14 protein-coding genes are annotated in these 21,280 nt (G+C 59.6%); 6 read left to right on the top strand and 8 right to left on the bottom strand.

Annotated features, from left to right (window positions below; all coding sequences use genetic code 11):
* Nucleotides 1-1,721: condensation domain-containing protein (locus OUZ52_RS01765; RefSeq protein ID WP_266156589.1), on the bottom strand; the 1,721-nt coding region annotated here is incomplete at its 3' end.
* 209 nt (nucleotides 1,722-1,930) lie between these two features.
* Complete coding sequence (locus OUZ52_RS01760) at nucleotides 1,931-2,905, bottom strand: TauD/TfdA family dioxygenase (protein ID WP_266156588.1); 975 nt, start codon at nucleotides 2,903-2,905, stop codon at nucleotides 1,931-1,933.
* A 608-nt stretch (nucleotides 2,906-3,513) separates the two neighbouring features.
* On the opposite strand from OUZ52_RS01760, the gene OUZ52_RS01755 reads away from it, so the two are divergent.
* Entirely contained in the window at nucleotides 3,514-4,830 is a 1,317-nt protein-coding gene (locus OUZ52_RS01755) for an MFS transporter (RefSeq protein WP_266156586.1), read from the top strand.
* A gap of 429 nt (nucleotides 4,831-5,259) precedes the next feature.
* Here OUZ52_RS01755 and OUZ52_RS01750 read toward each other — a convergent pair whose 3' ends face one another.
* The gene (locus OUZ52_RS01750) at nucleotides 5,260-5,553 is read right to left on the bottom strand and encodes a hypothetical protein (RefSeq protein ID WP_266156585.1); all 294 of its coding nucleotides are present in this window, start codon (nucleotides 5,551-5,553) and stop codon (nucleotides 5,260-5,262) included.
* A gap of 374 nt (nucleotides 5,554-5,927) precedes the next feature.
* Between OUZ52_RS01750 and OUZ52_RS01745 the strand changes: the two genes are divergently transcribed.
* The 5 genes from OUZ52_RS01745 (at nucleotide 5,928) to OUZ52_RS01725 (ending at nucleotide 14,227) form a co-directional block, all read left to right on the top strand.
* Nucleotides 5,928-6,110 (top strand): hypothetical protein, encoded by a 183-nt coding sequence (locus OUZ52_RS01745; RefSeq protein ID WP_266156584.1) that lies wholly within the window; start codon nucleotides 5,928-5,930, stop codon nucleotides 6,108-6,110.
* Nucleotides 6,111-7,341: 1,231 nt separating this feature from the next.
* Complete coding sequence (locus OUZ52_RS01740) at nucleotides 7,342-10,176, top strand: TonB-dependent receptor (RefSeq protein ID WP_266156583.1); 2,835 nt, start codon at nucleotides 7,342-7,344, stop codon at nucleotides 10,174-10,176.
* Between the two features lie 35 nt (nucleotides 10,177-10,211).
* Nucleotides 10,212-12,101 carry a glycoside hydrolase family 35 protein gene (locus tag OUZ52_RS01735; protein WP_266156582.1) on the top strand — a complete coding sequence of 630 codons (1,890 nt, stop codon included), beginning with the start codon at nucleotides 10,212-10,214 and terminating at the stop codon, nucleotides 12,099-12,101.
* Nucleotides 12,102-12,154: 53 nt separating this feature from the next.
* Nucleotides 12,155-13,369, top strand: a complete 1,215-nt coding sequence (locus tag OUZ52_RS01730) for a glycoside hydrolase family 27 protein (RefSeq protein WP_266156581.1) — start codon at nucleotides 12,155-12,157, stop codon at nucleotides 13,367-13,369.
* Between the two features lie 114 nt (nucleotides 13,370-13,483).
* On the top strand, nucleotides 13,484-14,227 hold the full coding sequence (locus OUZ52_RS01725; protein ID WP_266156580.1) for a FadR/GntR family transcriptional regulator: 744 nt from the start codon (nucleotides 13,484-13,486) through the stop codon (nucleotides 14,225-14,227).
* A gap of 235 nt (nucleotides 14,228-14,462) precedes the next feature.
* Here the strand turns inward: OUZ52_RS01725 and OUZ52_RS01720 are convergent, their stop codons facing one another.
* From OUZ52_RS01720 to OUZ52_RS01700, 5 genes are all read right to left on the bottom strand, one after another.
* On the bottom strand, nucleotides 14,463-16,016 hold the full coding sequence (locus tag OUZ52_RS01720) for a peptidoglycan-binding domain-containing protein (RefSeq protein ID WP_266156579.1): 1,554 nt from the start codon (nucleotides 16,014-16,016) through the stop codon (nucleotides 14,463-14,465).
* Between the two features lie 28 nt (nucleotides 16,017-16,044).
* On the bottom strand, nucleotides 16,045-16,488 hold the full coding sequence (locus tag OUZ52_RS01715; protein ID WP_266156578.1) for a lysozyme inhibitor LprI family protein: 444 nt from the start codon (nucleotides 16,486-16,488) through the stop codon (nucleotides 16,045-16,047).
* 374 nt (nucleotides 16,489-16,862) lie between these two features.
* Nucleotides 16,863-18,077, bottom strand: a complete 1,215-nt coding sequence (locus tag OUZ52_RS01710; RefSeq protein ID WP_266156577.1) for an ABC transporter permease — start codon at nucleotides 18,075-18,077, stop codon at nucleotides 16,863-16,865.
* Between the two features lie 12 nt (nucleotides 18,078-18,089).
* Nucleotides 18,090-19,403, bottom strand: a complete 1,314-nt coding sequence (locus tag OUZ52_RS01705) for an ABC transporter permease (RefSeq protein ID WP_266156576.1) — start codon at nucleotides 19,401-19,403, stop codon at nucleotides 18,090-18,092.
* Nucleotides 19,404-19,577: 174 nt separating this feature from the next.
* Entirely contained in the window at nucleotides 19,578-21,182 is a 1,605-nt protein-coding gene (locus tag OUZ52_RS01700) for an MBL fold metallo-hydrolase (RefSeq protein ID WP_266156575.1), read from the bottom strand.
* Nucleotides 21,183-21,280: the final 98 nt, after the last annotated feature.

Raw genomic sequence — 21,280 nt, 5'->3', positions numbered from 1 at the left:
TCCAGTTGCCAATGCGCCACCTCGGTCGCCGGCAAGGCGATGTCGCTGCGGGTGATTAGTCGCAGCGGCTGGGCATCGTCCAGCATGAAGCCCAGCCGATCGAGGGGGTAGTCGGTATCCAGCGGCAGGTAAGCGGCGCCGGCCTTGAGCACGGCAAGCAAGGCGATAACCAGCTCGAGCGAGCGAGGCAGAGCGATCGCGACGATACTTTCCGGCCCGGCGCCGTCAGCGATCAGAAGATGAGCGAGGCGATTGGCGTGTGCGTTGAGCTGGGTGTAGCTAAGCGACTGGTCGTCGAAAACGGCGGCGATGGCGTCGGGGCTGCGCGCCACTTGTTGCTCGAACGCGGCGGGCACGCTGATCTCGGGCACGGTATGCGCGGTGGCATTCCAGTCGTGCAAAAGTTGCTGGCGTTCGCCGCTGTCGAGCAGGTCGATGTCGTCCAGCGGCCGAAGCGGATCGGCCACCGCTTGCTCGATAAAATGCAGCAGCCGCCTGGCGTGCGCGGCGGTATCGCTTTCATCATAAAGCTGTCGATTGGCATCGACATTCAAGACGCAGCTGGCCTTGCCTGGCTGTCCTTCCAGGGTTACCGAGAAGTCGTTGACCAGGCCGTTGGATAAGGAGCATGACGAGGTCGGATATCCGTTGAGCCGAAATCCGTAGTCGAACGGCATGATGTTGATGCGCGGCCCAAAGGTGCTGGCTGCGGAGTGACGCATCAGTTGAATATCTTTGCCGCGGAAATACTGGTGCTTGAGCACGCGCAGTATTTCGCGGCTGCTGCGCCTGGCCAGTGTGGCCAGTGAGTCGCCGGCTTGCGGCTGTACGCGCAGTGGCAGCACGTTGGCGGTGGTGCCTGGGGTGTCGCGCAGGTGCTTGGCGCGCGCGGCGACGGGAAAGTCGAAGGTGTCGATCTGGCCGCCGCTGACTCGATACAGATAGGCGACGACGGCGGCGGTGATCAGCTGCGGCCATTTGGCTTCGCCACTCTCCGCGGCCATCAGTTTGGCGGTAAGCGTGGCGGATATCGGCGCAGCGTGGCGCCAGAAATCGCTGCTCTGGCCTAATGGCTGGCCGTTAAGCGCGCTGGTGTCGGCAAGGTTGCGCACGTAGTCGCGCCAGAAATCCTGGTCGCGCCGATAGCGTGCGGATCTGCGATAGGCCTGGTCGTCGTCAAGCAGGGCGTCGACGGCGCCAAGATGTGTCTGGGGAATCGCCACGCCCTGGCATAGCGCGGTATAGACGTCCGCTAGCCGGCTAATGTCCAGGGCCGAGCCGGCGCCATCGAGCACGATATGGTGGTAGCGCTTGTACCAGAGGTAGTGATCGTCGCTGAGCTTGAACAGTATGTAATTGAACAGCGGCGCCGTGCGCAGGTCGTAAACGTGCATGGCATCGGCATGCATGGCGGCCAATGCCATGTCCATCGGCTGCTGCGCGGTCGAGAGGTCGACATAGTCGAGCGGCAGGCTGGGTGGCTCGCCTAGATATTGCAGCGGACCTTCTGGCCCATCGCAGAAGCGCAGATGCAAGGTCGTTGTCTCGACGACAAGATGCTGCAATGCCTGCTTGAAGGCATCGACATCCACCGGGCCATCGATGTCCAGATAACCGCAGCTGTGATAAAGCCGGTTGCTGGGGTCCAGCTCCTGGGCAAACCACATTTCCGACTGTGGGGCGGAGAGAGGGCGCAAGACGCTCTGCTTAGCTAGGCTCATGACGACATCCGGCGGATAAGACGATGCAACGGCCATCTATCTGCAGCAGACGATGGCAGCCGTACGGTGGATTCGATGCGGGTGAGTGGGTGGGACATCGGCGTGCATCGGCAGACGCTGAATGGGCTTCAGGCCACGTTTTGCCGCCGATGGTTTTCCATTCGGCGGCCGGCACAAACAACGGCAATCATCCCCGCCACGGCGATTTCCTAGCTGGGCGCCTGACTGGAATACGGGTTGCACAGCGAGACCGCGATTTTTCTGGGGCCGGCGAAGGTGCGGCGGCCGTGCGCAAACTGCATATTGTCCAGCAGCAGTACATCGCCTCGCTGCCAGGCAACATCATAGGTTTGCTGGTTCAAGGCACTGCGAACCGCATGTAGGACATCGGGACTGATTTCGGCGCCGTCGCCGAAGAACGATTGCCGGGGCAGGCCATCGGCGCCGAACATGTCGATCATCGACTGCGCGGTATCGTCGCCCAGCGAAGAAACGTGAAACAGGTGCGCCTGATTGAAGAACACCTTTTCCCCGGTGACCGGATGGGTGGCGACCCCCTGGCATACTTGTCCGGTTCGCAGTGTTTCTTCGTCCAGCCAGCTGTGCTCGATGCCGGCGCTTTCGCAGAAGCTGGCCACCTCGTTCTTGTCGCTGGTCTGGAATACGGTTTCCCAGGGCAGGTCGACATAGGGGCGGTAGTGGCGCACGTATTTCACTTTGCGCTGCTCGAATTCGTCCATCAGCGTGCTGCCGATGGCTTTGCTCGCTGCGCTTACCGAAGCAATCGGCGTGGCTCCGCCGCTGGTCGCTGGCTGCAGGCAGCAAAAAGCCACCAGCATGGGCCAGTCGCGCTGATAGGCATTTTCACAATGCAGTGGAATCTCTTGCGTTTGCGGAAATTCGGTCGCCGTGAATACTTCGCCGCCCAGCGAGGTGCGCGGGGTCGAGCGATAGGTGTAGTTGAGTCGTGCGTCGGAAACGCCGCTCACCACCTCGCTGAATTTTTCCACCGTGTCCACTGGAAAGCCGCGAAACAGAATGGCGCCATGTTCAAGCAGGTCGTCTTTGAAGACGGCTGCGTGTTCGGCAAAGATCGATGCGAGGTCACGATGCCCGTTGGTGGCGGTAACCAATAGTGGGGATCTGACGTTTCCGCTCAATCGCTGCTTACTGATTTCTTGCATAAAGCGACTCCATGGGGATGGGGTTATTTCGCAATTAACAGAATTCAACGCCACAGGTAAATCATTAACCAAAGAAAATCCGCGCCATATTGGTTATTATTTATTTATGACTAATGGCACTGGTGTCCTAAATTTGCACTTATTTGTCTTTGGTATTTCACGGACATTACATTTTCGGGCTCGCATCCGGCTCGCCCCGGCTGTATGACAGTCAGGCGACAAACTTCTTCCGAGCCCTGAAAATAAGGGCTCGCCAAGCTCCATGAGTGAGTCCGTTCCGCGGCGGCTTTGCTATTACATGCGAGATTACGCATGCGACGTGAATTCGGCGTGATTCGACTTTATACCCGTCATCACATTTTCTTGACCGTCGTATCGTCGATCCTATGGCCGACTCGCTGCATCGGTGGCAAGCATGCAGTCACGACGCACGGCATCGGCGTCAGCTCATTCCCTTTGTCGCATTGCGTGCATCATGGTCGTCACATTTCTCGCTCAAGCTTGCCCCTGTCCCGCGTGCGATTTCCGCCAAGCCATGGCGCGGAAAGACGCCGGGCGGAGTGATTCATTTCTCAGCCGCCATCACCAGACAGGGTCCAACGACCACCATGAGTAGCGGAAACGTATTGCGTCATCCCGGCTTTTTACGCCTTCTAGCGGGAAGCGCGGCCGCCTTGCTTGGCGATCAGTTCACCTTCATCGCGATTCCCTGGCTGGTCTTGAAGCTGACTCAAGAGAGTCTTGCGCTTGGCATGGTGGTGGCTTTCATGGGCTTGCCGCGGTTGATTTTCTTGCTACCTGCCGGTGCCTTGGTCGACCGCTATTCGCCGCGCACCATTCTGGTCACGGCATCGCTTGCCAGCGCCGTGGTGCTGGGCTGCTTTGGCATGTTGGTGCTTGCCGACATGGTGACGCTATGGATGCTTTACGGCTTTGCCGTATTGATGGGTTTGGTCGGCACGTTCACGCTGCCTGCACGTATGGCGATACTTCCGCGGGTGGTTGCGCCGGAGCAGTTGCAGTCGGCCAACTCCATCATGATGGGTGCCACGCAGATTTTTGTACTGGCCGGTCCTGTGCTCGCCGGCATCTTGGTGAGTACGTCCAAGGGCCTGGGTACGGCCTTTCTGGTGGACGGCATTTGTTTTCTGCTTGCCGCGGTCAGTGTGCCGCGACTGGTGCGTGCGGCCGAATCGCCCGATGGCGAGAAAGACAAGCATATGTTCGCCGCGATCTTCGCGGGCTTTCGCTGGGTTTGGGGCGATCGCGTGCTGCGTCTACTGGTGGGTTACTGGATCATGGCGGCCTTTCTGGCGATGGGAACCATGCAGGTTGGGCTGCCGTTGCTGGTGGAAAAACAGCTTAAGCTCGATAGCGCGGCGTTCGGTCTGCTCATCTCGGTGAGCGGCGCAGGGCAACTCATGGGCATCTTGTTGTCTGGCTTGCGCGCGCTGAAGAAGATTCCGCTAGGCGTCGCCGTATGCATGGCCGATATCGTGGCGGGCTTGTCCTTGGTCGGCATGGGGATCAACCAGGTGCTGGCCGTGGCGCTGGTCCTGGTGTTTACCATCGGCGTCGGTGCCGGCTTCGTGCAGGTGGGGTTGTACACCTGGATTCAACATCGCATTCCCAATCATTTGCTGGGGCGCGTGGTCAGTATTCTGAGCCTGGTCATGACCGCGATCGCCCCGGTCTCGGCGCTGCTGGCCGGTACCTTCACGCACTACATCACGGTATCGGTGTTGTTCATGAGCATGGGCGGGCTATTGTCCTGCTTCGCCTTGCTGTTTCTCGCCAACCGCACGATTCGCGGCATCAGGGCGGTGGATGTGCTCGCCGTGACTGACGGCGGCGACGAGCCTGTCGTGGCGAAAGGCGATGCGATCCAGCCATCGACTTCCGAGGCCGTGACTGCGGATGGTTGAGCGCTCGCTTCAGTGATTTCGTGATGCGCTCATCATGTTGCCCCATGGCGCCGTTGTGCACGGTTGATCGATGCCGGGTCGGCACGGTCATTCGTAAGGCATAAGCCGTCTATTTGACTATTTCGTCACGTTACCGAGCGGCTGCGTCAAGTGGCCAGGCTGCGCGTGAAGATTCGGCGACGCATCGGATGTGCTGGCCAGGTGGGGCGCAGGCGGTTTTCTTGGTGTGTAGGAACCTGAGTCGCTGATGATGTCAATGTGAAGTGATCAAGATCGCCCCTGTTGACTAGGCTGCCGCGCTGGCTTTCACAAAACATGCATATGCTGCGCGTGTGATGACCTGTCGGTCACGATAATCGTCAGCGAGTTGTCTGCATAACAAAATGCCCCGGCCGGTGCCGGGACATTCACGTCGGGTGATTAAAAAGCTCAGGGGCCTTTAAGGCCTGCCACCAGGCGTTCGTCGCGTGGAATAACCGGTGAAATGGGCTGAATCGGAGTCGGCATCAACTTGGCGCTGTCGTTGCGGACACTGCTGGCACATTCGCTTACGCAAAATCCATAATCGGTCTCGCATTGAATAGGTCTTGCGCCGGCGAGAATGCATTCCTGGACATGTTGACGGCACAGTGCGCATGACTGCGCATCGGCATGGGCCGGGCTGGCCGATCCCAATACGGCTGCAATAACGAGGCCCGCAGATAAAGCGATATTACGCATCATAAAGCTCTCCCCTTCAGTGGATGATTCCCCCGTCGGCGATATTACCCTGACGATTATCGTCCGGAAAAGCGCGCTGAGTTATCGAGTAAAGCCCATGGCAGGCGCTAACCCTGCTTGTGCCTTATTCAGATCGAGGGAAATCATTCAATGGCGGCGATTATCCGTGGCTATTTGCCCGGTACGGCGGCCATGGCGGAACGAGGCATCGGTCACGATGGCACAACAATGCTCATCGTCATCATGCGCGGGCCACTTGCGCAGGGGTGGGGGCTACCCGATGATCGGTCGGATGGTGCAGGCCAGGGCCGTGGGCACTCCTCTGGTCGTTGGTACGCCTTCATCATGCAGTGCCCGTGCTATGGGGAGTGAATGGTATGAAGAGCATCTTCGTTGGATGGGTTCTGGCCGCCACGGCGCTGTCCGTGAATGCCGCCGATATCCGCAGTAGCGACAGGATTCCGCACGTCTATGCCAACGCACCGGTGTGTCCCGGCGGGCAGGTGGCGGTGGCGCACATCGTTAATGGCCGGCTGGTCTGGCAGTGCGTGCCTGTTTGACGACACTGGCCGGCTTGTGTCGAGCCGGTCGCTTGGCGCGAATCGGAATAAGTGTGTTCTGATTCGCGCTCTTTACCGCGTATCCATGTGCACGGTGGCATGAGCTTGCAGCGCAAGGCATGACGGCCTGGCTTTCGCTGCATCGCCGGGGTCGCGCACTCCATGCAGGCATCCGGCGATGGAATAAATGGACGTCTAAACACATCCTGGCGCGAGGCCTGCGCAGGGTGTGCCTTCGGTCAGGCGCGGCTTGAATCTATCGCCGCTGCGGTTTGATCCATGCAGCTGCCGAGGCTTCGGTACGCAGTGCATTCGCCGCAAAGCGACCAGTTACTTAGACGCGCGTGGCGCGGCAGCTCGATCCGCGTCTTCAGTGGAGCGTTCGTGCATGGCCGGGATTGCTTTCGTTACATCGACGGCCACGGCAAAGGCGCGCGCACGCCACGCGCATCGGCTCGATATGCGTTGAGTCTTCCTATGCCGGCCCGGTGGTATTTCCGCTAGGCCAAGACCATCGTGGAAACGGCCGTTGCGCGTTTCTGCGACGCAGTGCACTCAATCCGCTTGCCGTGCCGCGCCGGCCTTTCTGCTCGGGCGTTTCCGTGCGTGTGTCGATGTTGCGATGCAGCTTGTGTCGCGTCCGTAATTGTCTAAGCATGCCCCTCAAGTCGTATTTGTATGATAAATAGATTTCCTGAGGGAGGCGGGACGGAACGTCGGTCGGTCGACATATTCCTCTGCGCGGATTAGCTCTGGCGGTACTTCCGGGAAGGCCATGTTCCTGGTTCGTCCTCACGTCATCGAGGGCGGCGAAGCGATGCGCGACATCATGCGCGATCGGGGCATGCACCTTTTGCTATCCCGTTAATGCCAGGTCGTCATGCGCGTGCCATCGAGGCGAGCTGGACGGCGGCACGTGCCGGAATAGGGTCGGACTGCGACATACAACCGATGCATAAGCGGTGTCGACGATGGAGCGAATCCATCGTCGGCCAGTGGAGAAGTGCGCCTGATGTCCTGGAGAAGCATTAGAAGGCGCAGGTAACAAGGGGTAGTTCGTCTGACTGGCGCCGCCCAACAGGCGCGGTGTTGATGACGGATGTTCGAAGCGTCGGCCCTGAACCGCCGGCTTGCAACAAAACCATCGGCGATCACATTCGCCGTGCTGCATCTCGTAGGACTCGAGCAGGCAGCCAACTCAATGAGATCCATTAAAGGTGAGGGCGGGGGAATGCAACGACAGATTCTGGCTGGTTCGATCCATCAGGTGTTGTTCGCCGTAACGAGCGCGGTCTGCTTGACGTTCTGCTCCAATACACAGGCGCAGGAGGCAACCGCAGCGCCCAATGCCTCCCAGGCAAGCGCGGAAAAGAACGCCGGGCAGGACGCCAATAAGGAGCAAAAGCCGGCAAAGGATGTCACCCAGCTCAACGCTGTCAGCGTGACCGGCCAGCTCGCCTCGATCCGCCGGGCGCAGGCGATCAAGCAAGATTCCGTGGGTGTCGTGGATGCGGTGTCGGCCGAGGAGGCGGGTAAATTCCCTGACCAGAATGTCGCCGATGCCTTGCAGCGCGTACCCGGCGTGGCCGTCGACCGCTCCGGCGGCGAGTCCAGCCAGATCACGGTTCGCGGCTTCGGTCCCGACTTTGTCAATGTCTTGCTCAACGGTCGCACCATGGCAACCGATGCCAGCGACCGCGCCTTCAATTTCGATGTCTTGCCGTCCCAGTTGATCAGCACGGCGGCGATACAAAAAACGGCGTCAGCGGATGTCGCCGAAGGCGGCATTGGCGGCACCGTCAATATCATTACGGCGCGACCGCTGGATACCAAGGGCTTTCATGCCTCCGCCAGCGTCGCCGGCGTGAACGATAGCCTTAGCGTGAGCCCGAGTGGAAAAGTCACCCCAAGAGCATCGATGCTGATCAGTAACACGAATGCGGACGGCACCTTCGGCTGGTTGATCGCGGGCATGTACGACAAGCGTGACCACCGCGAGCAATCGGTGGATGCGCAGGGCTGGATCACCGGCCTTAACTACAGCAAGATCAATCCCGCCTACACCAATATCGCGTTGCCACAGACGCTGGCCGGATCAGTCTACGAGCAGACGCGTACGCGGCGAGGTCTCAGTGGCGCGATCGACTGGCGCCCCACCCAAGACCTGACCGTCAAGCTGGACACCATGTTTTCGAATTACAAAGTCGATTCGAAATACCACGGCTTTGGCTCTTACATGAATACCGGGGACGTCAAGTCGATTACCGCCGACCCCAATGGCACGGCCTTGAGTTTTACGCGAGGCAACACGGGCGTGCTTGCCAACGACTACATCGAGCAGTCGGCGCCGCGTAATGCTTATAACTTGCAGACTGGTCTCAACCTTGCCTACAAGATCAATGATTCGACCACCATCGACTGGGATACGGCGGTATCCCGTGCCTGGAATAAGGAGTCGGCGAACAGCTATTTCTTTGTCGTGGGCACCCGCAACGTCGGGGTCAGCCCGACCTGGGTCAATAACGGCTCTTCGCAGTTGCCCAGCTATAGCAATCTGATTTCGACCACCGACACCTCGGACTTGCGTGCGCATTGCTGCTCGGTCGGCGGCCAGGAGCCGAATGTCAGCGACAAGATTCTGCAGAGCAAACTGCATTTGTCCAAGAGCTTTAACGAGGGCACGCTGGCCGGCCTCGATTTCGGCATCGAGGGTACCGATCGAACCAAGACCCTGGTCAGCTGGGTTACCCCCAATAGCCTGCTGTGCGGTGAGTACTGCGGCTACGTGGCATCCATCCCCGCCGATGCCATCGGGGCGCATGTCTTCAATGCAGGCAACCTGGCCAATGGGGTATCGCCGGGTTTTCCGACCCAATGGCTTACTTATGACGTGAATAAGCTGCTGGCCTATCTGGCCAGTCCGGCGGCCTACAATCAATTGCCCAACCCCGCCGCATTCGCCGCGGCGCTGGCCGCCAATGGCGGTTCGTTCGCCGCGCGGCAGGACCCAAACACTTACAGCCGGATCAACGAAAGAACCAAGTCGGCTTATGGCAAGGCCAATTTTCAGGGCACGATCATGTCCAAGCCCTGGACCCTGGAAGTCGGCCTGCGCTACACCGAAACCGATACGACCTCGCGCGCTTATTCGGTGCCGTTGGAGGCGATTACCGTCAATCCGAACGATACGAGTAATTCGATACCCAGCTATGGCTCGCTGGCACCTATTTCGGCGACGGGTAGCTATCGCAACTGGCTGCCATCGGCCAACTTCAAGTTGAATCTGCGCGACGACATCATCTTCCGGACAGCGCTTTCCAAGACGGTGACCCGGCCGGACCTGAGTAATCTTTCCGCGGCAACCAGCTACAACTTCAGGCCGCAGACGCAAGGGGTTACCAAGGGTAATGCCGAGCTGCTTCCCTACGGCTCGAAGAACTTCGACATGGGCCTGGAGTGGTATATCAACGACGCCAGCTATGTGGCGATCGATGGGTTTTACAAGAAGGTCAGCAACTTCAATACCCTGGTGACGACCAAGACGACCATCCTCGGATTCCCCTTTGACCTGACCCAGCCAGTCAATTTGAATTCGGCGACGATTAAGGGCGAAGAAGTCACCTTCAATTACCAGTTCACTCGACTGCCGGCGCCGTTCGACGGCCTGGGCGTCGCAGCCAACTACACGCATGTCACCAGCAACGCGTCGATCAGTCCGTCGATTATCGCCAAGGCCGGCAAGTTCGCGGTTCCCGGCATTGGCGACTCGGCCAATCTAAGCGGTTACTACGAGAAGGGGCCGATCCAGCTGCGCCTGGCCTACAACTGGCGCGACAAATATCTATCGACGATTTCAGGAGACGAAAGCCAGCCGACGACGGTAAAGGCTTATGGGCAGCTGGATCTGAGCGCCAGCTACAAACTGATGGATAACGTCTCGGTGTTTTTCGACGCTACCAATATCACGCGCGAAAAAATCTTCCGCTACCAGGTCTATACGAATCGGCCGACCTACGCCGAAGTCGATGGAAGAACGCTGTCCGCCGGCATCAGGGCTTCATGGTAATGCGCGGCCATCGGCAAGCAGGGCGGGCGCGCGATGTGGGCAGGCCGAAGTCGGCAACGGCAGCATCGGCCTTGAAATGGCTGGGCGTGTCGATGTGCATGGCCTTTGCCGCGGCCGGCGCGGGCAGGGCGGCTACCAAGCAGCCCGGCAGCCCGCCGGCGTCGCATGCGCTGAGCGTGCAGCACGGCAAATTCATGCTCGACGGCAAGCCCTTTCAGATTATTTCCGGCGAAATGCACTATCCGCGTATTCCGCGCGAGTACTGGCGATCCCGCTTGAAGATGGCCAAGGCGATGGGGCTTAACACCATCACCAGCTATGTTTTCTGGAATGCTCACGAAAGCACCCCGGGGGTCTACGATTTCCAAGGGCAAAACGACCTAGCCGAATTCATTCGCGAAGCACAGCAGGAGGGGCTGTACGTCATTCTCAGGCCCGGCCCCTATGTCTGCGCCGAATGGGAGTTCGGTGGCTTTCCCTCATGGTTGCTGAAAGACCAGGACATCAAGGTGCGCTCGACCGACCCGAAGTTCATGCGGCCGGTACAGCGCTGGCTGCATCGACTCGGCTCGGAAGTGGCTGGCTTGCAGCTGGCCCGTGGCGGCAACATCATCGCGGTGCAGGTGGAAAACGAATACGGCAGCTTTGGCGATGATCAGGTCTATCTGGACGGCATCCGTCGCACGCTGGTGGACAGCGGCTTTGATAAATCCTTGCTCTATACCTCCGATAGCGCCGACCGCCCCGGCGCGCTGCCCGATCTGCCGGTGGTGATCAATTTCGGTACCGGCCATGCCAAGGAGAAATTCGCGCAGTTGCATCGGTGGCGCCCGGATGGGCCTTCCATGACCGGTGAATACTGGGCGGGCTGGTTTGATCATTGGGGCGCGCCGCATCACACCGCGGATGCAAGTGTCGAGGCCAAAGAGCTGGCCTGGATGCTGGGCCAGGGCTACTCGGTCAGCATGTATATGTTTCATGGCGGAACATCGTTCGGCTGGATGAATGGCGCCAACTGGGACGAAGACAGCTATCAACCCGACGTCACCAGCTACGACTATGACGCCCCCTTGGGTGAGAGCGGCCGCCCCAGCCCGAAATACTTTGCGCTGCGCAAGGCCATCGCCGAGGCCACCCAAAAAGCACCGCCGCCGCTGCCGGAGATTCCGTCCACCCAGGCTATCGCCGGCATAACGCTTAATGAGTCGGCGTCGCTTTGGGATAACCTGCCGACGCCCACGATGTCTCATGAGCTCAAGACGATGGAGGATCTGGATCAGGCTTATGGCGACATTCTTTATCGAAAAAAGGTGGTCGCCGAAACAGCTGGCGAGCTGGTCATCGACGGTTTGCATGATTACGCGCAAATCTATGTCGATGGCGCTCTGGTCGGCACACTGGATCGCCGACTGAAACAGAACAAGCTTGCGGTGAAGCTCGCCAAGGGCAGCACGCTGGACATTCTGGTCGAAAATTCCGGGCGGATAAATTTCGGCAAGGAGCTGCTCAAAGAACGCAAAGGCATTCTCGGATCGGTCAGCGTGAAAGGCAGTGCGCTCAGCGACTGGCAAATTTATTCGCTGCCATTGAGCAACTATGCAAGTCTGAACTACAGCAGTAAGCCCTGCCGGCAGGCGCCATGTTTTTATCGCGGAAGCTTCGATGCGGCGATGTCGGGTAGCGCATCGGCAGATACCTTTCTCGATACGACGGGCCTGACCAAGGGCTTCGCCTGGCTTAACGGTCACCCCTTGGGTCGTATCTGGAAGATCGGCCCGCAGCGCACCCTGTATGTTCCGGGGGTATGGCTTAAGCCCAAGGGCAATCAGCTGACGGTGATCGACTTGCAAGGGGCCGGGCGGCCGGTGCTGAACATGTTGAAGCAGCCTATCCTCGATGCGAAAGCCACGGCCGCGCTGCCCTAGGCAGGTTCTGAGCCCGCGATGACGCAAACCCTTTTTGTCTGGAGATCTTCTTAATGAGCGGTTTGACCTCAAACATCATGCGCACCGCGCTGTTGTCCGCGCTGGTCTTCACGGCATCCGTACAAGCCCAGCAGGCCCAGGATGCCCAGGCGAAAGATGCAGCAACGGCGTTGCCGCAAATGGGTTTCAATAATTGGAACTCTACCCATTGCCGTGCCGAATTCGACGAGGCGATGATTCGCGGCGTCGCCGACAAATTCGTCAGTCTCGGCCTTCGCGATGCCGGTTACCGCTACGTCAATATCGATGATTGCTGGGCCAACTGGAAACGCGACCAGGACGGCAACCTGCAGGCCAACCCCGAGCGCTTTCCCGGCGGCATCAAGGCGCTGGCCGACTATATCCATGCTCGCGGGCTCAAGTTCGGCCTTTATTCGAGCGCGGGGGTAAGCACCTGCGAGCCCAGTGAAAAGAATCGCGGTTTTCCGGGCGGGCTGGGTCACGAAAAGCAGGACGCCGCCTTGTTCGCATCCTTCGGTGTGGATTATCTGAAATACGATAATTGCAACAATCAAAAGATCGACGCCAAGCAACGTTATCAAGCCATGGGCGAGGCGCTGCGGGCGAGCGGGCGGCCGATTTTCTACAGTGTTTGCGAGTGGGGCGAAAACAAGCCCTGGCTGTGGGCGGGAGACCCCGCCGTCGGCGCAAGCTCATGGCGTACCACCGGGGACATCCGCGACAAGTACACATCGATGGTCGAGATATTCAAGCAGAATGTCGTACTTGATGGTTACGCCAGCCTGGGACATTGGAACGACCCGGATATGCTCGAAGTCGGCAACGGCGGCATGACCCATGAGGAATACCGCACGCACTTCAGTCTATGGGCGATCATGGCGGCACCGCTGCTGATCGGCACGGACTTGCGCAAGATCAAGCCGGATGCGCTGGACATTCTGTTGAATAAAGAAGTGATCGCGGTGGATCAGGATGCGCTTGGTGTGCAAGGCAAGCGCATCCGTGATGCCAGTGGCATTCATGTGATCGTCAAGCCGCTCAAGGACGGTAGCCGTGCCGTGGCGGTGTTCAACGAAACCAATGCCCAGCACGACGTCGCGGTCAGCGCCGAAGAGCTCGGCTTGAAGGCATCGGGGGCATACCGCATACGGGATCTGTGGCAGCACAGCCAGTCGCAAGGCGATGGCTCGATCAAGACGCATTTGCCTGCGCACGCCACGGCGATGTATCGCATCAGTGCCATGTAATTTTCCGCTTGCCGGCAGCTGTCTGGCTGCCGGAGCTGGCGCCGGTCGTGTCGATGCGGGGCAATTGTTGCCTATGAATATCCTTGTTAGTCTCTGGCCATGGAGACCACGAAGATGCTCGATCGGTTTCGCCGTTCCGGCCGCCTGACGCTGACCGGGCAGGTGCTGGAGTCGCTAGGGCAGGACATCGTTTCCGGAAAGCTGGGCAATGGCAGCTTCCCTACCGAGGCGGAAATTTCACAGCGTTTCCAGACCAGCCGAAGCGTCACCCGCGAAGCAGTGAAGATGCTTACCGCCAAGGGCATGGTCTCGGCCAGGCCGCGCAGCGGTATCGTCACCCAGCCGCAAGAGCAGTGGAGCTTGCTGGACCCCGACGTGTTGCGCTGGATGCTCGAGCGAAAATTCTCCTACGAGCTGCTGCGTCATTTCACCGAAATGCGCCTGGGCATCGAGCCCATCGCCGCCGCGCTCGCCGCGAAGAACGCCAGCCCAAGTGCGTTGCAGGCCATCGAGCATGGCCTGCAACGGATGATTGCCGCCGAGCATGGCGACGATGATCATCTGGAGGCGGATATCTCCTTTCATGTGGCGATATTGAACGCGACCGGCAATCCGTTCTACGTTCAGCTCGACGAGCTGATCACGACGGCGCTGAAAATTTCCATCCGCATGACCAACCGCATCAAGGGGCATACGGCCAGCGTGCCGGCGCACCGGCGTGTATTCGATGCGATCAAGGCCGCGGATGAGTCGCGCGCAAGCGCCGCGATGATGAAAATCATTGCCGAGGTGATCGCGCTTATTTCACGTGCACAGGCACTCGATGCGCGCGCAAGCAAGCCAAAGAAGCTGAAGTGACGCGCGGCAATGACCCGTGCAGCTATAGGAGTCGCCGTTGTCGAAAAAGAGCCAGGAAGCATTCGAGCACCGCCTGCAGCGGGTAAGCGACGCCAACGACGACGGCTAATGCTCCCAGACATCTCGCGGTATTGGCCAGTCACTGCGCGGCTGAAACAAAAAACGGCGACCGTTGCTGGAACGATCGCCGTTTTGCCATGCGAGATGCCGGGCCTGCGGCCCGGGTGATGCCTTGTTAGCGTTGCGCGCCCTGCGGCTGTGGTTGCTGTGGTGCCTGCGGTTGCTGATGCTGTTGCTGCTGTGGGTTCGATGGCTGCTGTTGTTGCCCGGCCTTCTGGAACTCGGCGCTGCTTTGCTCCAGCGGCTTGTTTACGGATTGATCGACATTCACTTCGGCCATGCGCTTGAGTGGCGAGTTAAGATCGCCTTGCACGGCGAAGGCGCGCTTGCCGTCGTCGCTCAGTACCACGTGATCGACCCGGGAAAGGCCCTCGGCACGGGCTGCCGCGGTCAGCGAGCCGGCAAGGTTGATGGATTTCTGGTCCGAGCTGCGGCCGTGTTCCACGTCGATGGCGCGGACGTTTTGCAGCGCCTGGGTATACATCGCATTACCCGGGTTGTGGCTGTCGGCCAGGCTGGCCTGAGGCGGGTGCGCAGCCAGTTGCACGGCTTCCAGTGTCTTCGGGCCGGCGACGCCATCGGGCGTCATGTTGTGCGCGCGCTGAAATTTCTCCACGGCAGCCTTGGTGCCGGCGCCGAAGCCGCCGTCCGCATGCAGTGGGCGGTCGTGCGCATCGGTGAAACCCAGCTTGGCCAGATCGGTTTGCAGTGCGGTGACCTTGTCGCCGTGCGATCCCTGATGCAATGAGCCGTTGCCGCCCGCCGCATGATGTTTGTGCTTTTCCGGCTCGATCGCTTTCAGGGCGTCCTTGATGTCTTGATCGCTGGCCGACTTCGATGGATTGAAGTTCGGATCGCCCACCTTGGCATGCGCGCGATCGAGGGCAGCGGCTTTCTCCGGGTCCTTGTAGGCGTTCTTGTATTGCTCGGCCAGGGTGGCGGCCTTGGGGCCGTCGTAGTACGAGTAGGTGCCCTTGATCTCGTTGGCTTTCGCAAGCACGTCGTTGTAGTCGCCGCCGTCCTTCATCACCTTTTCGAACTTCTTCATCTGCGACGGGATCTGGTTCTCCGTCTTGGCCAGAATGGCGACGGTTTCTAGGCGACGATCTTCCGGGATGTTCTTGCCGTACTTGTCCAGCATGTCCATCGCCGACTGGGTCGCGTCTTTGATCTGCGGATAGTCGACGTTCTTATGGATCCACTTCTGGCCGTCTTCGGAGGATGCCCACGCATTGATGCTATTGCGGGTGTCTTTGTCGATGAAGGCGAGGGTGGTGCGGTTGTGTTCGCCGTTGCCGTGAGTCAGCAGGTCGCTGCGAAGCTGTGCGGTGTTCTGGGTGAACTTCAGGTCGTGATCTTTGGCGTATTTCGCCGACTGATCGATGATGCCGTCCACGTAGGTGGTCTGGCCGGGCTTCAGCGCCGCGCCGTCGGTCGAACCCAGTGCCCAGGTGCCGCGCTTGCCCAGATCGACCTGGATGGTGCCCAGCGAATAGCCGCTGTCGGCGACGATTTTGTCCGCGCTGCCCCAGTTGGGGTCCGAGGTGCCGGAGGTGACGCCGGCGATAGAGAGATGAAACGAAGACGGGCCGCCTTCGGTGCCGCGCCCCACGACAAAATAGGTGGCGCCTGCAAGCGAGTTGACGTCGTGTGTATCGAGACCGGGCATGGTATTCCTCCTTGAAGTAATGATCTGACTACTGGTCGTTGGCGATGGTTAGATACTTGTCCAAGGCATTGGCGCGTTCGCAGAGGCGGAATATTTCGTTCTGGGTCAGCTGAAGGTCGGCCACCGCTTCATTGCCATAAAGCGTGACTTCGAAATCGCCATTCTTGTTGTGGAAGTCCAGCCACGCCCGTTCGGCGCTGACCAGTCCATCCTTCGCCTTGCCGTTGAGCTTGCCCAGCAGCGCCTTGTAAGTGGTGTTGAGCCGGGTGTCCTGGGTCTTCTTCTCGGCGGACAGGCAGGCGGCCGTGGCGACGGTGTCGGAGCCGGCCTTGTCGATGCAGGCATAAAACGTGGTGGTAATGCCCTTGGGCGCCTGGCGCTTGATCACCTGGCTGGTGCTGTCGGCGGCGAGCGCTGCAGCGCCGTAGACAAGAAGGGCGAGGCTAAGGGCGAGGGTCTTGACCGTTCTCATGGTGTAACTCCTGATCGTCCGTTTCTTATGACTGCTGCGAGGGTCAAGCCGGCAGCCAGCGTACGTTAAATGCTGACAGCCTTGCGGGCGGACGCTTCACTGCGAGGCGCACCGGAAGGCGGAGCATATTGGATCAATATTGACCACTCAACAGGCGCCCCTCCATCAGTCGACAGGGCGGTCCGGTGCCGGGGCGGCTCGGGCGGCCGCGGGCCGAATAGGCCAGGCTTGGAAAGCTATTGATTTCTCTGGTTTAACTTTAATTTGTTTGTACAAAATAATGATTTTATTGAATTTTAATTGGCCGTAGCCAGTGGCGCTACGGCCTGCCTGGTTCATGGTTTTGGGTTTATCGGTTTCAAGGGCTCAAGAACCTAAGTCGCCTGCGTAGCCATCACCGGTGAAATATTCGCGGCGCGTAACGACGGCCACAACACACTTAGTTGCCCGAGACTCAGCACGATAAGCGCGCTGATGGCGATGTAGGTTTGCGGCATGCGGGCCATTTCGTAGTGATCCACGATAAACGAGTTGGCGACATTGGCCAGGATCACGCCGATGACGGCGCCGACCCCGACCACCAGAAAATTCTCGGTATGAAAATACGTGAGAATATCGATGCGTCGGGCGCCCAGGGCGCGTCGAATACCGATCTGCCGCCGCCGCTGCGAGACCCAGTAGCTGGTCAAGCCGACGATGCCCAGTCCGGTGATCAGCAAGAGCAGCACGCTGACATAACCGAGGATCAGCGCCATCGAACGAAGCGGGCGATAAGCGTCCGCCCGGGTTTCTTCGAACGTGCTCACCTTGCCCAGGACACGAGTGCGGCTGACTGTGACCAGTGCTTTCTGCGCGGCCTGCAAGACGGCATCGCGCTGTCCCGGCTTGGCCCGCACCACATAAAGACTGGTGGCGCCCTGCCACAAGAACGGGGCCAGCACCGAGAACTCGGCGATGTCAGTCGCGGTGGATACGTTGGACGCCTGCATCTGCTCGACGATGCCGATAATGGTCGATGGATTCTTGCCAAGGTAGATCGGCCGACCCAGCGCGCTGCCGTTGGGAAACAGCCGTGTCGCCAGGGCCTGGGTCACCACCACCACCGCCGCTGAGTCGGGGTTTTCATGATCCCGATCCAGGTCGGCCACCTCGCTACTGGTAAACCAGCGACCGGCCACCAGATGCACGCCCAAGGTCTTGAGTCCATGATCGTCCACCGGATACAAGGTGGTCTCGGTAATGCCCTTGACGTCTTCGGCATTCAACGCCACGGTGAAGTGATAGCCGCCGCCAAGCAGCGGCAGGCCCAGGGTCACCATTGCATCTTCCACGCCCGGTAACGCGCGCAGGGTAGCCAGGTCAGTTTGCACGCGGGATTTGAAATCGCTGGAGTTGTCGCCCCACAGGTTATAGAACGAAAAGATATTCGCCTCGTCCACGCCGCTGGGGCGGGCCATCCGCTGCACCTGCTGCTCGGCAATGAACAGCGCGTTGCACACGATGGCCAGGGTCAAGGCAATTTGCAGCACGATCAGCACAGCACCCACCGGGTTGCGGCGTAAGGCTGACAAGATCGGAAGAACTTCCATCGCCGTATTCCTTTATTGTGTTTTCAGTTGCAGGGCGGGCTGGATGCGGCTGGCGCGCCAGGCGGGGTAAATGCCCGCGCCCACCGTCGCCACCTCGGCCAGCAACAGGGTGATCAACACCAGCACAAAATCGACCCGGGTCACGTTGGCGAGACTTTCGGCCACGATGCTGCGTTCGGTGGCGGCACCGAGCAGGGTCAGCAACAGGCCGGCAATGCCGCCAAGCGCCCCGATCAGCGCGGTTTCGGTCAGGCATTGCATGAATAAGTCGCGTTGCGAGGCGCCCAGGGCGCGCCGTACCCCCAGGTCAGCCGCGCGGCCGCTGAACTTCGCCAGCATCAAGCCGATCGCAGTGATCAGGCAGACCAGCAAAAAGCCAAAGCCCAGCGCCATGATGGCGCGTACTTCATCGGGGATGACGTGCTTGTAGACCAGCCATTCGCGCACATTGCGCAGCCGGGTCATCGGCGACCAGTTGAAACGCCCCGAGCGTTGCTGATCGGCGGCGTACTGGCCGAGAAACTCGCGATAGCTGGTCGCCTCGGCGGTGGTCGGCAGCTGCAGCCAGTACTGAATCCACACGCAGTTCGAGCTGAGCAGGCCTTGCCAGCCGGCGCCTGCATCGGGCACTTCATCGCAATTGGTGTGGCCGATGGTCTGCATCTGCCGATCGATCGCCGTGGTGAACGGCAGGAACAAATTGTCGGACTGCGCCAGCGCATCGCCGCCAAGATCGTAAAAGCGCGGCGCGGGATTCCACGGCTTGAGCACGCCGATGATGCGGTAATCCTGCCCGCCCAGGATGATGCTCTTGCCCACGGCATCGACGCCGTTGAACAGGCGCTCGGCCAGCTTTGAGCCGATCACCACGACATTGGCTCGAGCCTCTTCGTCCGCCGCAGTCCAGGCACGGCCGGATTGAAACGGTGTGTCGAACATGGCAAAAAAGCCAGGGCCGGTAGCGCGCGCGGAAACCGCGAACTGCGCCTTGCTGGTATCGGCCGGGGTCACGGTCAGCCGCGTTTGATACATCGCCGCCTGGCTTAGCGCCGGGTGCGAGCGCATCAATGCCTGGGTGTCGCGATAGCTTAGAAGATCCGGCGGCTCATCGCTTTTGCTGCGTGACTTCGGCCCCAGGCTATCGAGCTGTGCGACGAACAACTGCGACGATTTCCAGGGAATCGGATCCCCGGACATCGCGTAGTAAATCGTATACGTACTCATCGAGCCGCCAATGCCAATGGCAATGGTGGCGATCGTGAGTCCGGTAAGAATCAGATTACGTTTGAGACTGTTGGCGGCAAGCCTCAGGTAATAAGCGAACATAGACGTATCCTTTGCTAAAGAACTGCCACGGCGGACACCCATCTGGCAGATACCGCATCAAGCCGTGACCAGCAGGGTGTCGCGGGGTGTCGAAACACAAAACCTTCTACGCGGGCCCCTCAGGTGAAACAGCGGCATGATTGGGCAGCCCGTGTAGAGGTCATGTCATGAGACTTAGAAATCCATCGTGCGGCAGCCGAAAAGGCATTCAGAAGTAAGGCCTGCGTCGCGGCACATCTGCACGAATTTGTTGGATTCGATGATTTGCTTGCTCTCCGGCGTGTATTGCAGGCCGGCGACGAATTTCAGCCAGGGCTCCTGGCCCAGCGCATAGACATAAGCCGTTTTGCAGCCGAGTTCCTCGACGATGCTCCAGGCATGCGCCGCGTCCGAGCCCGACAAGCGCCGCGACTCGTCGTCCTTGCGGCCCACCGGGTTGCTCAGGTAGGTGCCGTAAAGCCAGGTCAGCGGCGCGCCGTTGCATTCCATGCCGACGAACAGGTGGTCGACCTTGCCTAGCCGCTCGGCGATGCGCCGGTACAGATGGTGGTCCTTGCCGTCAGAGTCGGCGACGAAGAGAAAGCTGCGCTGCTTCACCTTCACGTACATGGCATGTTTGCTGCTGATGCTCAGGTCGGCGTGCTCGCCGTAAAAGGGCAGGCTGCTGATGACGCCGTCCGGTATCTCCACGCTGTCCATCGGGTCCATCACATCGACGTTGAAAAAGCCCAGGCTTTTCAGCGCCAGGCGCATCGATGGGTCGGCAAAATTGTGCGCATTGTTGCGTGGTACCAGAATGCGGCCGATCCGATTGCGCAGCTGCAAGAGCACTTCGGGGCAGAAGTGATCCTGGTGGTTATGCGTCAGAAAAACATAGTCGATCACATCGGGCAGGTCGTTGAAGGTCAGCCGCGCTTCGGCTTCATTGGCGTCCCAGGTCACGAACGGATCGATCAGGATCGACACCGCGTCGGTCTGGATCAACACGCAGGCATGACCGAAATAACGCACCCTGACGCCATCGCCGCTGTAGTTGGGTTGGTTGCGCGACGGCGGGGTGGCGGTAAAGAAGTCGCGAAAACGCTCGCGCAGGCTCTCATCGACGCCCAGCGAACTCATCAGCTCGTTGAACGACACCGAGCTGATCCGGCTGGACGACAACAGGTCCAGCCGCTGGTCCGAAAACGGCATGGGTACGATGACCCGCCCGGGGGCATCGATGCGCGGGGTATTGAGAAAAAAGTTGCGATCCTCGTCCTTCATATCGCTGAAGCAAAGCTCCTGCGTATACGCATTGCTCAGGCCGGTGCCGTAAAGCAATTCTTCAAACAGGCGCAGGGAAGGGCGATGGTTCAGGTCATAAGTGGCCTCGACCAGGCCGGCCAGCGACGCCGGCAGTTTCTTGTAAATATGGTCGAGGCTGTGGCCGGTTTCGGTTTTTTGCAGCTGGCGGTCGAGCTTGATCAGGTCGTCGGCAAACTGGATCAAGCCGGAGCTGTGCTGCAAGGTGTCTTGCAGCAGGGCGCGAACGACCGGGACATCGCCTTGCTTCAGTTCCAGAAAGGTGCCGCCGAGCAGCTCGGGATTCTTCGAGGCTGCTTCGTGCACCCCTGGGCTGGCTATAAACGACTTCAGCATCGGTACTTGCCGGAACGCCAGGTTGAGTGCCTGTTGTGCAGGTGACAACAAATGGCCCCACGCATACCAGCGGCATGACAGCGGCTCGATCTTGGTGTCATTTTTTAAGTAAACCTGATCCTCTGAATAAACGGCACTCATGACTGCTCCTCCGGCAATACATTGCTGACAGTGTGGAAAACATGGTGAGAAAAGACCGGCATCGTGAAACGCTTGACCGCCTGGGTCTGCGGCAACAT

Source organism: Dyella silvatica, assembly GCF_026283955.1.
Lineage (GTDB): Bacteria > Pseudomonadota > Gammaproteobacteria > Xanthomonadales > Rhodanobacteraceae > Dyella_C > Dyella_C silvatica.
Note: the sequence above shows the minus strand (reverse complement) of the source record. Positions and strands in the feature narration are given on the sequence as shown.

Bases quoted from the DNA above. Each gene is read 5' to 3' on its own strand.
- OUZ52_RS01760 (WP_266156588.1), bottom strand. From the start codon at position 2,905: ATGCAAGAAATCAGTAAGCAGCGATTGAGCGGAAACGTCAGATCCCCA.
- OUZ52_RS01745 (WP_266156584.1), top strand. From the start codon at position 5,928: ATGAAGAGCATCTTCGTTGGATGGGTTCTGGCCGCCACGGCGCTGTCC.
- OUZ52_RS01750 (WP_266156585.1), bottom strand. From the start codon at position 5,553: ATGATGCGTAATATCGCTTTATCTGCGGGCCTCGTTATTGCAGCCGTA.
- OUZ52_RS01720 (WP_266156579.1), bottom strand. From the start codon at position 16,016: ATGCCCGGTCTCGATACACACGACGTCAACTCGCTTGCAGGCGCCACC.
- OUZ52_RS01715 (WP_266156578.1), bottom strand. From the start codon at position 16,488: ATGAGAACGGTCAAGACCCTCGCCCTTAGCCTCGCCCTTCTTGTCTAC.
- OUZ52_RS01710 (WP_266156577.1), bottom strand. From the start codon at position 18,077: ATGGAAGTTCTTCCGATCTTGTCAGCCTTACGCCGCAACCCGGTGGGT.
- OUZ52_RS01730 (WP_266156581.1), top strand. From the start codon at position 12,155: ATGAGCGGTTTGACCTCAAACATCATGCGCACCGCGCTGTTGTCCGCG.
- OUZ52_RS01700 (WP_266156575.1), bottom strand. From the start codon at position 21,182: ATGAGTGCCGTTTATTCAGAGGATCAGGTTTACTTAAAAAATGACACC.
- OUZ52_RS01705 (WP_266156576.1), bottom strand. From the start codon at position 19,403: ATGTTCGCTTATTACCTGAGGCTTGCCGCCAACAGTCTCAAACGTAAT.
- OUZ52_RS01755 (WP_266156586.1), top strand. From the start codon at position 3,514: ATGAGTAGCGGAAACGTATTGCGTCATCCCGGCTTTTTACGCCTTCTA.
- OUZ52_RS01725 (WP_266156580.1), top strand. From the start codon at position 13,484: ATGCTCGATCGGTTTCGCCGTTCCGGCCGCCTGACGCTGACCGGGCAG.
- OUZ52_RS01740 (WP_266156583.1), top strand. From the start codon at position 7,342: ATGCAACGACAGATTCTGGCTGGTTCGATCCATCAGGTGTTGTTCGCC.